The sequence below is a fragment of the Winslowiella iniecta genome, from assembly GCF_001267535.1.
Lineage (GTDB): Bacteria > Pseudomonadota > Gammaproteobacteria > Enterobacterales > Enterobacteriaceae > Erwinia > Erwinia iniecta.
Genome location: NZ_JRXE01000018.1, coordinates 57,627 through 73,002 on the forward strand (window position 1 = coordinate 57,627; position 15,376 = coordinate 73,002).

The 15,376-nt window shown below is 52.4% G+C and carries 14 protein-coding genes; all 14 read left to right on the forward strand.

Translation table 11 applies throughout. The features are described 5' to 3' along the window. The first annotated feature begins 27 nt into the window (after positions 1-27). Positions 28-2,595, forward strand: a complete 2,568-nt coding sequence (locus NG42_RS13685) for a fimbria/pilus outer membrane usher protein (RefSeq protein WP_052900019.1) — start codon at positions 28-30, stop codon at positions 2,593-2,595. A gap of 2 nt (positions 2,596-2,597) precedes the next feature. After that, positions 2,598-3,629, forward strand: a complete 1,032-nt coding sequence (locus NG42_RS13690) for a fimbrial protein (RefSeq protein ID WP_052900020.1) — start codon at positions 2,598-2,600, stop codon at positions 3,627-3,629. A 5-nt stretch (positions 3,630-3,634) separates the two neighbouring features. Beyond that, positions 3,635-4,006, forward strand: a complete 372-nt coding sequence (gene acpS, locus NG42_RS13695; protein ID WP_052900021.1) for a holo-ACP synthase — start codon at positions 3,635-3,637, stop codon at positions 4,004-4,006. Between the two features lie 23 nt (positions 4,007-4,029). Further along, the gene (fabG, locus tag NG42_RS13700; RefSeq protein WP_052900022.1) at positions 4,030-4,785 is read left to right on the forward strand and encodes a 3-oxoacyl-ACP reductase FabG; all 756 of its coding nucleotides are present in this window, start codon (positions 4,030-4,032) and stop codon (positions 4,783-4,785) included. A 91-nt stretch (positions 4,786-4,876) separates the two neighbouring features. Then, positions 4,877-5,383, forward strand: coding sequence for an ApeI family dehydratase (locus NG42_RS13705; protein ID WP_241488358.1), 507 nt, complete (start codon positions 4,877-4,879; stop codon positions 5,381-5,383). Between the two features lie 29 nt (positions 5,384-5,412). Next, a complete protein-coding gene (locus tag NG42_RS13710) occupies positions 5,413-5,745 on the forward strand; it encodes an acyl carrier protein (protein WP_053115845.1) in 333 nt (110 codons plus the stop codon). 6 nt (positions 5,746-5,751) lie between these two features. Further along, positions 5,752-6,957: an aminomethyltransferase family protein gene (locus NG42_RS13715; protein ID WP_053115846.1), complete on the forward strand. Its 1,206-nt coding sequence runs from the start codon at positions 5,752-5,754 to the stop codon at positions 6,955-6,957. 78 nt (positions 6,958-7,035) lie between these two features. Then, complete coding sequence (locus NG42_RS13720) at positions 7,036-9,597, forward strand: beta-ketoacyl-[acyl-carrier-protein] synthase family protein (protein ID WP_052900024.1); 2,562 nt, start codon at positions 7,036-7,038, stop codon at positions 9,595-9,597. Next, on the forward strand, positions 9,594-10,868 hold the full coding sequence (locus tag NG42_RS13725; protein WP_053115847.1) for a beta-ketoacyl synthase N-terminal-like domain-containing protein: 1,275 nt from the start codon (positions 9,594-9,596) through the stop codon (positions 10,866-10,868). Before NG42_RS13720 ends, NG42_RS13725 begins: the two co-directional genes overlap by 4 nt. Next, complete coding sequence (locus NG42_RS13730) at positions 10,855-11,919, forward strand: hypothetical protein (RefSeq protein ID WP_052900026.1); 1,065 nt, start codon at positions 10,855-10,857, stop codon at positions 11,917-11,919. The genes NG42_RS13725 and NG42_RS13730 overlap by 14 nt, the downstream gene beginning before the upstream one ends. Next, positions 11,910-12,608, forward strand: a complete 699-nt coding sequence (locus NG42_RS13735; protein WP_082203889.1) for an ABC transporter ATP-binding protein — start codon at positions 11,910-11,912, stop codon at positions 12,606-12,608. Before NG42_RS13730 ends, NG42_RS13735 begins: the two co-directional genes overlap by 10 nt. Further along, a complete protein-coding gene (locus tag NG42_RS13740) occupies positions 12,601-13,272 on the forward strand; it encodes a hypothetical protein (protein ID WP_053115849.1) in 672 nt (223 codons plus the stop codon). The genes NG42_RS13735 and NG42_RS13740 overlap by 8 nt, the downstream gene beginning before the upstream one ends. Then, complete coding sequence (locus NG42_RS13745; RefSeq protein ID WP_052900027.1) at positions 13,269-14,594, forward strand: ABC transporter permease; 1,326 nt, start codon at positions 13,269-13,271, stop codon at positions 14,592-14,594. Before NG42_RS13740 ends, NG42_RS13745 begins: the two co-directional genes overlap by 4 nt. A 21-nt stretch (positions 14,595-14,615) precedes the next feature. Further along, positions 14,616-15,371, forward strand: coding sequence for an SDR family oxidoreductase (locus NG42_RS13750; RefSeq protein ID WP_052900028.1), 756 nt, complete (start codon positions 14,616-14,618; stop codon positions 15,369-15,371). Positions 15,372-15,376: the final 5 nt, after the last annotated feature.

The window sequence follows — 15,376 nt, forward strand, 5'->3', positions numbered from 1 at the left end:
AGATAATATGCATCAAGGAATGATGATATGAAAGGCTTGTCTATCCCTGAACAGAGTCGATTTATACTTTCTCTGTTAGTTGGTTATATTGTTATTTATGTGCCGTCACTGGCGGCGACACCGACAACGTATAACCCGAGTTTTCTGGAAAATATTAACGGCCAGAATGCAGTGGCGGATTTGAGCGCTTTCACGCTCTCCCCCCAGGCACAGCTACCCGGTACCTATCGGGTCGCCGTTTATGTCAACGGAAGCTACAGTGGTTACACGGAGGAGTTCATTTTCAGCCACTCTGAAAACTCTGCCAATGATGAGTTGCAACCCTGTCTGAATCTGGCGCAATTAAAAAAGTTTGGCGTAATGGTCGAGGCTTTTGCAGCGCTCAGGGATGAAAAATACCAGCAGCAAGCCTGTGTCCCTTTTCAGAAAATCATTCCGCAATCTGCGGCTGAGTTTGTGTTTTCTCAGCAACGGCTTAATTTGAGCTTTCCACAGGCATCAATGATACGAACTGCCCGTGGTGAGGTCGATCCTTCACGCTGGGATGACGGTATTCCTGCCGCACTGCTCGATTACAGCTTTAGCGGGAGTGAACAGCTAAAGCGCGAAAACAGCGGTAATGGCAGATCACAATATCTTAACTTACGCAGTGGCCTGAATCTTGGAGCATGGCGACTGCGCAATTATTCTACCTGGTATAACCAGCCACGGGGCGCCAGCTGGCAAACCATTAACAGTTATCTGCAACGCAATATTGTCGCGCTGAAGTCGCAACTCACGGTCGGTGATAGTTTTTCGCCGGGCGAGATTATCGACAGTATTAAGTTTCGCGGTGTGCAACTCGGTTCCGATGACAGCATGTATCCGGATAGTTTACGGGGGTTCGCGCCCGTTATTCGAGGCATCGCTCAGACCAGTGCCCAGGTGACCATCCGGCAGAATAACTATGTTATTTATCAGACTTATGTCCCTCCCGGACCGTTTATTATTGCCGATCTGTTTCCCACCTCTTCAAGTGGTGATCTGGATGTCACCATCACTGAGGCGGATGGCAAGGTTCAGCACTATATTCAGGCGTTTTCCGCCTTACCGATTATGCAGCGTGAAGGGCGAATAAAATATAACCTGGCTGCCGGTGAGTATCGCGGAGGCAATGATCGTCAGAGCAGCAATTTCGCCCAGGGATCTCTGATGTGGGGCTCACCGCTGGGAATGACACTGTATGGCGGTGCGCTGGGGGCGGAGAAGTACCAGTCAGCGGTACTGGGGTTGGGCAAGAATTTCGCTTCTTTCGGGGCGCTTTCTTTTGATATCACCCAATCACTGGCCGATTTGCATAATAGTGACGGACGGCGTGACGGGCAGTCGCTGCGTTTCCTTTATGCCAAATCCTTTGCTGAAAGTGGCACCCACTTTCGCCTGCTGGGCTACCGCTATTCTACCGAGGGCTTTTATACCTTTGATGAAGCAATGAAGGCCAATGGGCGGCTGGATCATCAGAATCCAAACACCTCCTCGTCTTATCGTAAACGCAGCCAGCTTCAGGGTTCGCTTAACCAGAGAGTCAGTGATAACGGTTCGGTATTTTTTAACCTCAGTCGTCAGGATTACTGGGATGGAAACCGCAACCAGCTGTCAATGCAGACCGGCTATAACGGCAACTGGCAGGGGATAAGCTATGCACTTTCTTACAGTCTTAGCCAGTCGTCGCGCAATGATGCCAGTAACGACAACATTGTGTCTTTTAGTATGTCGGTGCCGATTGATGATTTGCTGCGTCGACCGGTCTGGACCAACTATTCATTAACCCGCGGTGGTGGTCAGACAACACAGCAGGCAGGGGTTAGTGGCTCATTATTAGAAGATAACAATCTGAGCTATAGCGTGCAGCAAAGCTACAGTCATAACGGAAACGGTGCCAGTGGCAATGCTTCGCTGGCCTACAGCGGAACTCAAGGTAGCAGCCAGTTAGGTTATTACTATAACCCTAATCAGCAGCAATTCACCTATGGACTGCGTGGTGGCGTCGTGGGCCATGAGGATGGGGTCACCTTATCGCAGTCGCTGAATGAGACCGTTGCTTTGGTTAAAGCACCGGGTGCCAGTCATCTGCGCGTCTTAAGTAACAGCGGGGTAAGCACCGACTGGCGTGGCTATGCAGTGGTTCCTTCGTCGGTTGCCTATCGCGAAACGCGTATCCGGGTTGATGCCACCTCACTGGATAATAACGCGGAGCTACTGGAAACGGCTAAAGATGTGGTTCCTACCCGTGGAGCAGTCGTCAGGGCCGAGTTTGCTACCCGTGTCGGACATCGTGTGATGATGCCTCTGCACCAATCTAACGGCAAGCTGGTGCCGTTTGGTGCCATGGTGTCGCTAGTCGATGATCGTGCCAAAGAGCCGCTGGCGGCCATTGTCGATGAACGCGGTCAGGTTTATCTCACCGGATTACCAGAAAAAGGGCAATTAAAAGTGAAGTGGGGGCAGGACAGGACTCAGTCCTGTACGGTCAATTATCATCTGCCAGCGGAAATTAAATCATCAACACCGTTAATTACTCTGTCGCAGCAACAGTGCCAGCAGGGTCAGGAATAAATATGTTATCTATTGCGAAAATATTATCAGGATTATTGCTGATGGCGATCAGTGCCCAGGCTTATGCTGGCGCTTGTAGCCCCGCCGGTGGAGTAAAGAGGTATGAGTTTGTTTATACGCCCAGCCTGACATCGCCGGATGATAACCGTCCCGGCCTTACTCTGCCGCCGCATGACTGGAGCGCCACCGGAGGTGAGTACAGTATGCATTGCCTGTGTAACAGCGGTACATACTATGATGTTTATTACACGGCAAAAAGCACGCTGCCAGAGGGGTCGCCTGGGTACTATATCGTCCTCGATCAATACCTTGAAGCTGCGACTGAGATCTATGTAAAAGGTGGCTTGTTGGCCTACAAAGCGGTGCCGTTTACTAACCTGAGCAATCAATACAGTCAGGCTCCGGGTGCGGTTCCCCTGCGCTGTAACAGTGATGTCACCGGGTTTGAAACCGGCTCAAGAGGGACGATTACGCTGAGGTTTCTGAAAGCTTTTGTGGGCATACGTGATATCCCCCTTGTCGAACTGGCCAGAATCTACGCTGCGACTGACAATCAGGTTCCTGAAAATAACTCTGCGCTGGTTAGTGTCGTCACGATGAGAGGAAGAGTGACTGTGGTGCAAGGTTGTGATCTTCAGGGTAATCAGCTTAATGTTGATTTCGGCTCACTGCATGCCTCGAAGTTTAATCAACAGGGGCAGAAACCTGATGGATTTACTCCGCGTAGCTATTCGTTAACGTTTAATTGCAATAATATTGATAATGGAGCTACGCTGGAATTATATTTTGAAGCGCGTAATGATTCCAGTTATCCGAATGCTATTGCTACCAATAACAGTAATATTGGCGTGGTGATCGAAAATGAACAGGGGGCGATTATTAAGCCGAACCAGGATCGTATGCCGATTAATTTTGACTATCAGTCACAGGTTGCGAGCACAACCATTAAAACTTATCCCGTCAGTACCACAGGCGTAACCCCTGCTACCGGACCGTTTAACGCGATGGCAACGCTTAAAATTGACATTCAGTAAATAATATGAATATTGGGATTGATATTGTCGAACATAGCCGGATATTACAGGCGGTATCCCGAAGTGGTGCTGGATTTATTGCGCGGGTATTAAGTGATGAAGAGCAGCAGAGATTGGGAGATGTGCACGAAAATATCCATCGTTTTTCCGGTGTATGGGCAGCCAAGGAAGCAGCGGTAAAAGCGCTGGGTAGCGGTTTCCGGGATGGTATATCTTTTTATGATATTCAGATTCAGCATAATGAAGATGGCGCACCTGCTTATCATTTTAGTGGGGCGTTTAAGATTCGTTATTTACAATGCGGATATACACGTTCGGCACTTAGCATTTCACACTGCCAGAGCCATGCCGTTGCGGTTGCGGTATTCACCCGTTAATAAATGTCGACAAAGGATGTTGAATGTCTGTTTACCCCGACTTATCAGATAAAAGCGTGGTTATTACTGGTGCTAATGGTGATATAGGCCTGGCAATCTGTGAAAAATATTTGAATCTCAATTGTCAGGTGTTCGCTGTGGCGCATAGTCACCAGAATATGCTGCAACAGCTTAAAAGCAGCCATCCCCGTGGCGATTATTTAATCATTAAAAGCTGTGATATTACGGATGCTGATCAGGTGCAGAAACTGGTTGCTGAATTAGAGCAGCAGATCCGTTGTGTGCATGTGCTGGTGAATAATGCCGGGTTATGCAGTGATAATCTGTTTAGCGCTATGAACTATGAACAGTTTGACCGTGTGATCAAGGTGAATCTGTACGGCACTTTTAACCTGTGTAAATCGCTGTTGGGGATGTTGCGCAGTGCCAGAGGTGCGACGGTGGTAAACGTCTCTTCTGTGGCTGGGGTGACCGCCAGTTTTGGTCAGGTTAACTACAGCGCGGCCAAAGCGGGAATAAATGGTCTGACGCGTTCTCTGGCGGCCGAATATGCAGCGAAAGGTATCCGGATTAATGCGGTAGCGCCGGGCATGATTGAGTCAAAAATGGTGAAAAAGGTGCCGCGTCAAATTGTGCAGACTGTTGTCTCTGCCACACCGTTAAAGCGCCTTGGGCGCGCAGAAGAGATAGCCGATGCCATAGCTTTTTTAAGCTCTTCGGCTTCCGGATTTATCGTTGGTCAGACGCTGGTGGTAGATGGCGGTTTAGTGATGCGTTAACTGATGAGGAATAAGGATGTCCCGATTAGATAAGAGCCTGGTGTCGGCCAGTTTATTGCTTCAGATTGGTGCCTGGCGTGCACCCATATTTATGATTGATCGTATTGCCGATTATAAGCCTGGAGAGAATGCTTCGATTACTGTGGTTAAGCATGTGACGTTTAATGAGCCTTATATAACAGGGCATTATCCTGATAACCCGGTGATGCCAGGCGTGATGATTGCGGAAGTATTCAGTCAGGCCAGTGAATATTTAAGCCTGCTGAATGATTTTACCGATCGTTATCAAAACGAGTGGAGAAAAGCGCTGGTCAGTTTTGATGATGTGGCAAAAGCACTGACTACAGACAGTGGCGTCGCAACAATCATCGCTGAACGTAAGCGTATTATTGGTTATCTGGTTGCACAAAATATTAAGTTTAAACATGTGGTTTTTCCTGGGGATAGTTTATATGTCACCAGTCAGCTCACAGCCGTAGATGAAAAGGGGTTCTGTCATTATAACGTTGAGGCGCGCGTTGGGCGCCATATTGCCAGCTGCGGAAGGATTATTAATTACCGTAGCGAAAATAAACAGAGTGAGCGTTCGGGGCGTTAACATCAATAATGGATTAAGTAAGAGGTGATATGGAATATCAAAGCGAAATAGCAAAACGAAAAGTTGTGCTGGAGAAAATCAAGCTGGGGTTAATTGAGCGTCTTAACCTTTATCAGCGCGTGGAACAAATTGATGATGATACACCACTGTTTGGTCATGGATTAAAACTGGATTCCGTTGATGCAACCGAGCTGATGGTTTTATTAGATGAGATGTTTGGAATTCGCGTTTCCGTTGGTGATGATCCTTCTTATATGCGCAGTGTCAATAGCCTGGCGTCATTTGTGTTACAGCACCAGCATGTAGCAGCCAGCCCGGCTGTTGCTCCATCACTGAATACTGCAAAGATTAATCAGGGATAACTCGCTATGAATAAACTTACTGCACTGCACCATGCTAACGGTGCCGTAATGGGGCTGCGTAATCAGCGCACCATTCCTTTCCACTATGGTCAGCCGGACGCTGAGTATCAGGCTGTTCGTCAGAATATATTACTGACTGATTATTCACATTTTGGTATTGCGCAGGTCGCCGGGGAAGATTGCTGGGAATTACTGAATTTATTGGTCTCGGCGGATGTTTCATCCATTCGTGATGAACAGGCGATTTATAGTCTGATCCTTGATGAGCAAGGTTATATCGTCACTGACCTCTACATTCTTTGCGATGAAGACCGATTTATACTGTTATCCGAATGGTGCAGCGGTGAAGCCCTGTGCGAGATGATTAACCATATCTGGCAACAGCATCGCGAAAATTTACCTGAAATTGAACAGGTGCTGCCGCTGGATACTACGCTGGGCATGTTGCACTTTGAAGGGCCCTACAGCTGGGAGCTACTGGGCGAGCTCTACGGTATCGATGTTATCGGGCTGCCTTTCCTTGAGCACATGCATACCGATGATATGTTGCTGCTGCGGGCGGGTAAACATGGTGAGTTCTCTTACAAATTAATCGGTACATTTGACCAACTGGCTGATGCCTGGCAGCGGGCCATCGTCGCCGGAGAAAAATATCAGTTACGCACCGGTGGAGTGGATTATCAACGACAGGTGCGGCTGGAAAATCCCTGCTGGCAACCGGAGGTATTGGCTCCTTTCAGCCGTTGCCCGGTCGAGCTGCAGATGCAGTGGATGTTGCGCTACAACAAAGGGGATTTTGTGGGTCGTGACGCGGTGTTGCAACGACTCGAGCAAGGGCCCGCTCAGCGCGCCATCGGCATCATAATCAAAGGGGAACCGTTAGCAGAGCAGCAGCCCAATCAGACTATTTTCTTCGATAATAAACCGGCAGGAAGCTTAATTACCGCTGCTTACTGTCCTGAATTAGAGGCGTCTGTTGGCAGGGTGATGCTAAACAGCGATGTCGCCTATGCCAACATTAACCACTTTATCCTTCAGGGTGAGTTTACGGCGAGGGATGTCACCACCAGCGCCATACCTTTTATTCGCAACTTCAGTTTTATGGTTAACCCCGCTGAACATAGTTTTATCGATCCGGCGCGGCCAAAAAATATTCTCGAACAATCTCAATGGAAGCAACAGCAGGAAACCTGCGTAGTGCAGGCTGATTGATCACCTTTTTTTAGCCATTATTATTTCTTGCTGCCCACCGGATTGGGCAGCTTTTATTCTTGCCAGGGAGTAGCCGTTATGACCCGGATACGTAAACGTGTGGTAATAACCGGTATGGGGCAATTATCGTCACTCGCGACCAATATCACAGACTTCAAAACTGCATTATTTGCGTTACGCTGCGGCATTAAACCCAGTGAGCGCTTCCGGCACCATTTTGCAGAAGCGAATGCTTCTGAGGTGCTGGCAGAGATTGAATACCCGGGAGTGGACGCCGGGCTTATCGCGCAACTCGATAAAGTCGCGCTTTGGGCGTTAAAAGTGGGCGATGAGGCGCTGTCGCTGGCAGCGATAAATGATGCCGGATTACGTGAAAAAATGGGGCTAACGATTGGGGTATCCTCGGCCGGAACTGAAGCCTGGTTACCCCTTTTTGAACAACAGTTTGCTCGCTTTTCCCTGAAAAAAGCGCAAACCTGCGGCAGTTTTTTCTCGGTCAGTGCGATTATCTCCAGCCTGTTGGGACTGAAAGGCGGGTTTGAAATCGTCGCCACCGCCTGCACCGCCAGCACCAATGCAATGGGCATTGCTTACGATCAGATTCAGAATGGCAAAAATCCGGCGATGCTGGTGATTGGCACTGAACCGCTCTATCTGCCGACCTTTGCCGGCTTCTATGCGCTGAAAGCGATGAAACGCTCACCTTCCAGCCCGTTTTCCGGCGAACCGGGTATGTCAATTGGCGAAGGGGCGGGATCGCTGGTGCTGGAAGAGTACCAGCACGCGGTCGCGCGCGGTGCGACTATCTATGGCGAAATGCTCGCATATGCCACATCGGGTGATGCGCATCATGAAACCGCACCGGATCCACGCGCCGAAGGTGCGGTACAGGTGATGGTTAACGCGCTGGCGAACGCCAGGCTGCAACCCGAGAAAATTGGCTACATCAATGCGCATGGTACCGGTACGGAAGCCAATGACCGTTGTGAAACGCTGGCGATGAAAAAGGTATTTAGTCATATTCATTCGATTGCGATTAGTTCGACCAAAGCTTATATCGGTCATAATATTGGTGCAGCAGGTATTCTGGAGTTTATTGCCTGCTTATTGACCTTGCCTGAAAAACAGATCCCTCCAACCTTAAACTTCGATACACCACGGCCAAATTGCGATTTAAATTATGTGCCGAACCATTTTATTCACGCCGATGTGCAGTTTTTTATGAAAAATAATTACGCCTTTGGTGGTAATAACTGCTGCATTATTGCCAGCCCACAGCTGGCGCAAATTCCGGCAAGCCGTTATCAACCCAAACGGGTGGCGATTGTCGGCATGGGGGCGGTGTCATCGTTGGGGCATGAATTATCGGTTATTTTGCAGAATATCCGCGCCGGAAAATGCGGTGGCAGTCGGGTGCCGCTGATGCAGAATGCGCAAATATGTGAAGGGTTTACTGCGCTGGTCAATAATATTGTTAACGCGCATCCTGAATTAGCGCAGTTAACTACCGGGCCTTTTTCGCTGGATGATATCGGCAGCATGTCCGATAAGTCGGTGTGGCTGCACCAGGTTAGTGACTTAAATCCGCGCGACTATCTGCGCCGCTTCGACGACCGTAAAGCCAGTAATGTCAGCACTTATGCCTTACTGGCGCTGACTCAGGCGATGAAAAGCGCCGGGCGTAAAATAAAGCGTGATGGCGAAAAGCTGGGAATGGTTCTCGGCATGTCGAAAGGGCCACAAACCACGGTTGAGCGCTACCTGAACAGCCTGTTTCCCGATCCGGGCAAAGCCAGAACCTCAGAATTTCCCGGTTCCCTGATGAATGCAGTTTCAACCTTTTGCTCAATTGCCGAGGGAATTAAAGGCTATAACACCACGCTGGCGACCGGCACCAATGCGGCGTTCGGGGCGTTAGGTTACGGCTATGAGCTGGTGCGACAGGCTTTACAACCGCAGGTGATTGTCGGCGGCGCGGATGAGAATCTGAATAAGTTTGTGGTTTACATGCAGGCGATGAATCAGCAGTGGCGGCTGACTGACGATCCGGCAGATTGCCAGATATACGCTCAGCAGGGCAGCGGTTATCTGATGGGCGAAGGGGCAGCCATGCTGTTTCTTGAGGATTATGATACTGCCCGCGCTCGTGGCATTCCGCTGCTGGCAGAGCTGTTGGGCTACGGCAAAGCTAACGACTGCTGCTACTTTGATCGCAGTCGACTGGACGAGCGCACCCAGGGGCTGGTCAGCGCCATCCGGCAGGCGCTGGATGAAGCCGCTATCACTACTGCACAGGTTGAGCTGATTTGTGGCACCAGCGATGGCACCGACGATGATACACAGATTGAGCTGGAAGCCATTCGCCGGGTGTTTACCGCGCGTAGTCGCGACATTCCCCTGGTGAACTATACCGCTTATTTTGGCGTGGTAGAGTCCTGTTACGGCATTCTGAATATGCTGGTGGTGCTGGATATGATGCAGCGCGGCGAGATTTTGCCGATTCCCTGGACCCGGCAATTCTGCGCAGATGATATCGATTTTGTCACGGAGGTTCGCCAGCAGCCGGTGAGTATCGCCCTGGTGATTGGCGCCAGTGAAGGCGGTAATTATTACGCTTTCGTGCTGGGTAAACCGGTATGACGGCGCAGGTTACCGATCGGGTCGCTATCAGCGGTCAGGGCTTTTACAACCATTATGCCGAAAATCCCCAGGCGCTAATCGCTCAGCTTGAGCAGGGGAAAGTGATCGCCAGTGAGCCTTTTTTCGCTCGGGACAGTGATGCGGAGACACTGAGTCTGCCGGTTAACCCGCGCTATGTGCCATTGCCGCACAGCAGTAAGTCGCCACACACGCCGAACGGTGAGAAGGTATTGTTGTTGCTGGAAAAGGTGGTCGGGCAGGCGTTAAACGACGCTGGCATGGCAGAGATATTATTGCAGGGCGAGCGCTCGCGTTGTTACATCGCCGGTAATGCCATGCGCGCCAATATTGCCGATTTTATCCATTATAAGCAGCATAACGATCCGCAGGATCTGCAGTTTTTCCGGCAGATCAAAGCGTTGCACAGTGACAGCTTTCGCCAGGACCGCCTGATAAACCGGCTTGCTGCCCGCTACGCATTACGCTGGCCGCCCGTGCAGATTTACACCGCCAGCAGTTCAGGACTGTCGGCGTTGCACCTCGCGCAGCAAAATATCGCGGCGGGCATCATTGATATTGCGCTGGTGGTCGGCTGGATGGACCAAACCTTACAAGACCTGATGCTGCTCAGCGCTAAAAATATGCTGAGTGACGGCGATAATCAGCCGTTTTCCGCACAAAGTCAGGGCGTATTGCCCGTCAGCGGTGTGGTGGCATTCGTGCTGGAGAGTGAGCAGCATGCGCGTCAGCGCGATCGGCATCCGTGGGTTGGCATCAGCGCATCGGCCAGTGGCCAGCGCCGCGGCGGCCATGCTTTTGCTGCCGATTTTCGCGTGATGGCCAGTACGTTCAACCGGGCGCTGCAACAGGCCCGGCTGACGACCACGCAGATTGCGGCAGTGCTGCCGCACGGTAACGGCATCTGCTCCAGCGACAATGCTGAGGCGATGGCGATTGCCAATATCTGGGGGCCGGAGGCGGTGCCGGTGGTCAGTTATAAATCGCAAATGGGCTATCTGTCGAGCTGTAGTGGACTGGCCGATGTGATTATTGCCACTGACGCATTGCGGCAGAGGCGGTTACTGGCTTTCACTGCTCATCTGCCGCTGGATAACCGTTCGAAGCTGTCGCTGCACAGTAATGCGACACCACTCAGTCTGAAGCAGCGGCATATCGTAAAATCGTCGTTCGGCCTCGGCGGAGCGGCACTGGCCTGCGTCATCTCTGCGTTCAGCGCGGAAGAATCTGGCGGTTTTCATGGTGTCCGCTGAGGCGGTTCCGCCAGCGGCGGTATATGTCGTGGGTTTAAGCGTACTTCAGCCTGCCGCCGCGCCAGTTGCTTATCAGCCTGACGGATTGAATGCCTGGGAAAGCCAGCTCTGGTATCAGGCTCGTCGGCGCAGCGGTGTTTCGCAGTGGCTATTCAATCGCTTTGGTACCTCAACCGATAATGCTATTCCGGTCAGTGCCCGTCTGCGCGATGCGGACTGTCGCGCTTCTCTGCGCGCGATTGAGCAGGCTTGCTGCCAGGCGTTTGCCAGCCTGGATCGCCAGCAGAGGCAGCGCATTCGTTGCGAAAGAACGGCGCTGATCTATTTTGACTGCTGGGGAGAAAGCGCGCTGTTTGAAACGGATGTCAGCTGGCGTGATGCGCTCAGTCTTGATGTACTACCCGCCAGTATCGTGCGTGATTACAACATTAAAGAGTTCTCCTGCAAGGTGCGCGGTGAACATCAGGGTTTCCTGCTGGCGCTGCGGGTGGCGATCGATCAGCTGAACAGTGGCAGTATCGATACCGTGTTGCTGTGCGGCCACTATCGTAGCTTACCGCTAATGGTGTTTTCTCAGCATAGCGCGGCCAGCGTCAGGGCGGCGAAAGGCACCACTCACATCAGCGTCGAACGTAGCGCGGCGCTGATTCTGCGCAAGGCGGCAGGCGAAGGCGCGGCTCTGCATCTCAGTGATTACTTTTTGTTGTCGGGTCAGCCGAAGCTGGCAGCACAGCAACTGGCGCAGCGCTGGCAGCGACACTGGACGCCCGGATGCTGCGCGTTGCTGGGAGCAACCCACACCAGTGCTGCAATGCTGACGCTGGAGCAGGCAGCGTTGAAAATCATGCCGCTACCCTGGCACGCCCTTACTACGACCTATGGCGATAGCGGCTGTATTAATCCGCTACTGGCATTGTTGCACCTGCCTTCGGTGCGCATCGCGGCAAACAATCAGCATCCGCAACTGCTGGTTAATGCCCTCGATGGTGCCGGAGCAGGCTGGCTGATGAGCATATGGCCCGATGCGCGGGAGAAATCATCATGGCGATAATTCCAGCCCGCCCCTTGCCGCTGGTGTCATTGCAGCAGGCTGGCAAATGCTATGGCAAAGGCGCGGGTAAGGTCCAGGCATTACAGGAGGTCACTGCCGGGATTTGGCCGGGAGAGTTTATTGCCCTGTGCGGCCCTTCCGGCAGTGGAAAAAGCACCCTGCTGAATCTGGTCGGCGGCATTGATTATCCCACTTCGGGAGAAGTATGGCTGATGGGGCGGAATTTACGCTTGCTCAGCGACAGGGAAACCGCCCGCCTGCGCGCGCAATCGGTCGGCTTCGTTTTCCAGTTTTTCAATCTGTTACCGGTGCTCAGCGTTTACGACAATATTTATTATCCGCTGATGCTGAACGGTTACAGTCGCAAACTGGCAGATGAGCAGGTCATGGCGATGATCGAGAGGGTCGGGCTGATTAATCACTATCGCCGCCCGCCCGGCGAGCTGTCAGGCGGGCAGCAGCAGCGGGTGGCGATTGCCCGCGCGCTGGTTAAACGTCCGGCGCTGGTGGTCGCTGATGAGCCAACCGGCAATCTCGATATGCGTACTGGCGAGGAAATTATTGAGCTGCTGCTGGAGATGAATGCGCAGTCAGACACCACTTTGGTGATTTCAACCCACTCGCCGCAGCTGCGTGCCAGCGCCAGACGGATACTGGAAATTGAAGACGGGAAGCTAAAAGATGATTAAACCGGGGTGTTTCATAGGGCTGCTGCTTAGCGGCTTGATACTGTTTGCGCTGCCGGTGTTAGCCGATATCGTCACCAGCCAGCGGATGCTGGAGCAGCTCAGTCAGCTACGGCCTGGCGACAGCGGCGCACAGGCGATTGTCCAGCTGTATACCCGACAGCAGGTGCCGCAGGCGGTGGCCCGGCTTGAGCAACTCCTGGCACAAAGCCCGCAAGATCGCACGCTGAAAATCTATTTCGGTTACGGCCAGTTATTGCTGGCGGCGGAGTACTGGCGGCAGAAGAACTATCTGCGGGCGGCTGAACTGGCGAAGCAGGGCTATTTTTATCTTGATGAAGCGGCCGAAAGCCCGCCGGATAACTGGCGCATCCGTTATCTGCGCGCACGCTACGATGCTTTCCTTGCGGCATTTGAAGGGCGCTGTGTGATAGCGCTAAGCGATACTGGCTGGCTACAGCAGCAGGCTGAGGTTCCGCTGCGTTTACTGCCGATGATTTCATTGATGCAACTGCATGCGGCGACCACCTGCCATCAGCCGCAACAGGCCGCCATCGCCCGACTCGCGCTGGCACAGGCGGGTATCACTGCTGACGGCCGTTCGCCATTTATTACTTCGGCGGAGATCGCTGACGTGTTGCAACCCTTGCTGGAGCCAACGCGATGAGCACGCTGCTGTTTTATCTTGCCAGCGCGATAATGCTCTATGCGCTGCTGCTGGTACTGTACTGTGCGATCCGGCGGCCTGTCGATCTGCGCTACACCTTTCTTAACCTGTTCCGCCAGCGTCGCCGTTCCGGCGTAACGCTGTTCGCGATTACCCTCGGCGGGGTGGCGGTGTTTATTTTTGGTGGCTTTGCTGATTACACCTTCTGGGCGCTGCGTGAACAGACCATTCGCACCAATCTTGGTCATATCCAGTTGTATCAGAAGGGTTATCTCGCCAGCGGCTCGACCAACACGCTGCAATACACCATTACTGATTTTAAGCGGATTAAGCAGCAGCTGATGGCGGACAGCAGCATTGCCCCGCAAATCAAATCCATCACCGGTCAGCTGGAGTTCACCGGCATTCTCTCCCGTTATGAAAAGGGCGCATCAACGTTTTTTTCCGGCGTCGGAATTGAAGCGGAAAGCTCGTTAATCCTCGGTTCGCTTGACCATATTATTTCCGGCAGCGATTTGTCGCGTGTTCAGTCGCAGGCGATAACTCTTGGTGCCGGAGTGGCTTCCGCACTGGAGGCAGGCTATGGCGACTGGGTTGATTTGCTGGTAGTTAATGCCGAAGGGGGGCAAAACGCCATGTCAGCGCAGGTGCGAGGGGTGTTTCAATCCGGCGTGAAAGCCTATGACGATGCCACCATCAAGCTGCCGCTAAGCAAGGCACAGCAACTGCTGCAAACCGATGGGGTGAGCAAAATCATCATTCTGCTGAATGATACGGCGCAAACCCAGGCGGTATTGACGCGGATTAATCAGTTGTTGCAGCGCCATCAGTTGTCACTGGAAGCGCGGTCCTGGGATCAACTGGCGATTTTCTATCATCAGGTGGTGAATCTGTTTCAGGGAATCTTCTGGTTTATCAAAGCTATCGTCAGCGTGATCGTGATGTTTATGATTGGTAATACCCTGATGATGAATGTGGTGGAGCGCACGCGCGAGATTGCCACCTTACGTGCGCTGGGCTTAACCCGGGGCTATATCAGCCGTCTGTTTGTGCTGGAAGGGGTCGTGATTGGGCTAATCGGTTGCGCGTGCAGCGTGCTGAGCGGGGTTGCGCTGGCGGCATTAATCAATATTCATGGGGTGCCGATGCCGCCCTCGCCGGGTTACAGCCAGGGCTATCTGGCATTTGTGATGTGGGATCAGAATTTCCGGCTGTTCTGGTTCGCATGTGCGTTACCGCTGGTGACCGCGGTGATCGCCTCGATTATTCCTGCACATCGCGCCGGCAGGCAGGTGATTGCGCAGGCATTTCGTTTTGTTTAATCAGCTTTACAGGGAGAGAAGATGAAGGGACAACGGGTGCTGATAACCGGCGCCGGACGAGGTATTGGTCTGGCGCTGGCGAATAAATTTGCTCAGGAAGGTTATGACCTGATTCTTAATTATCGCAGCGAGCAGGGTAAAAGCCGCGCCAATTTGCAGCGTTTTATCACTCGCGGGCTGGCAAACAACGTCAGCGTGACGCTGGCGAAAGCGGATATGGGCGAGCCACGTGAAATTAGCGAGATGGTTAACGCCCTGAAAGATCAGGGCATCGGGCGCATCGATCATCTGATCCTTAACGCCGCTTCGACACCGTTTAAACATTTTTCCGAGATGACGCGCAGCGACTGGAAGCTGCTGCTGAACGTCAATCTGATCGGCAATGTTGCCTGTGTTAATCAGGTCGTTCCGCTGATGAGCGCGGGCGGTACGCTGTGCGCGATATCCAGTCTTGGCAGCCGGCGGGTTTTACCAAAATACCCGCTGGGCGTCATGAAATCGGCGCTGGAGAGCCTGGTCAGCTATCTCGAAGTGGAGTTGTACGATAAGCGTATTCGGGTCAACGGCATCTGCGCCGGTATCGTCAACACAGATATGGTGCCGTTTTTAAAAGATTTGTGGCCGGAGATGTTTCGCCGCTACGAAAGCAATCCGCGTCGCTGGCTGGTGGAGCCGGAAGAGGTGGCTGATATTGCGCTGTTTCTGGCATCAGAGCGCTCCAGCGCTATTCGCGGCACTACCCTGACCGCCGATCTCGGCATCACGCTGCAACCCTGATGGAT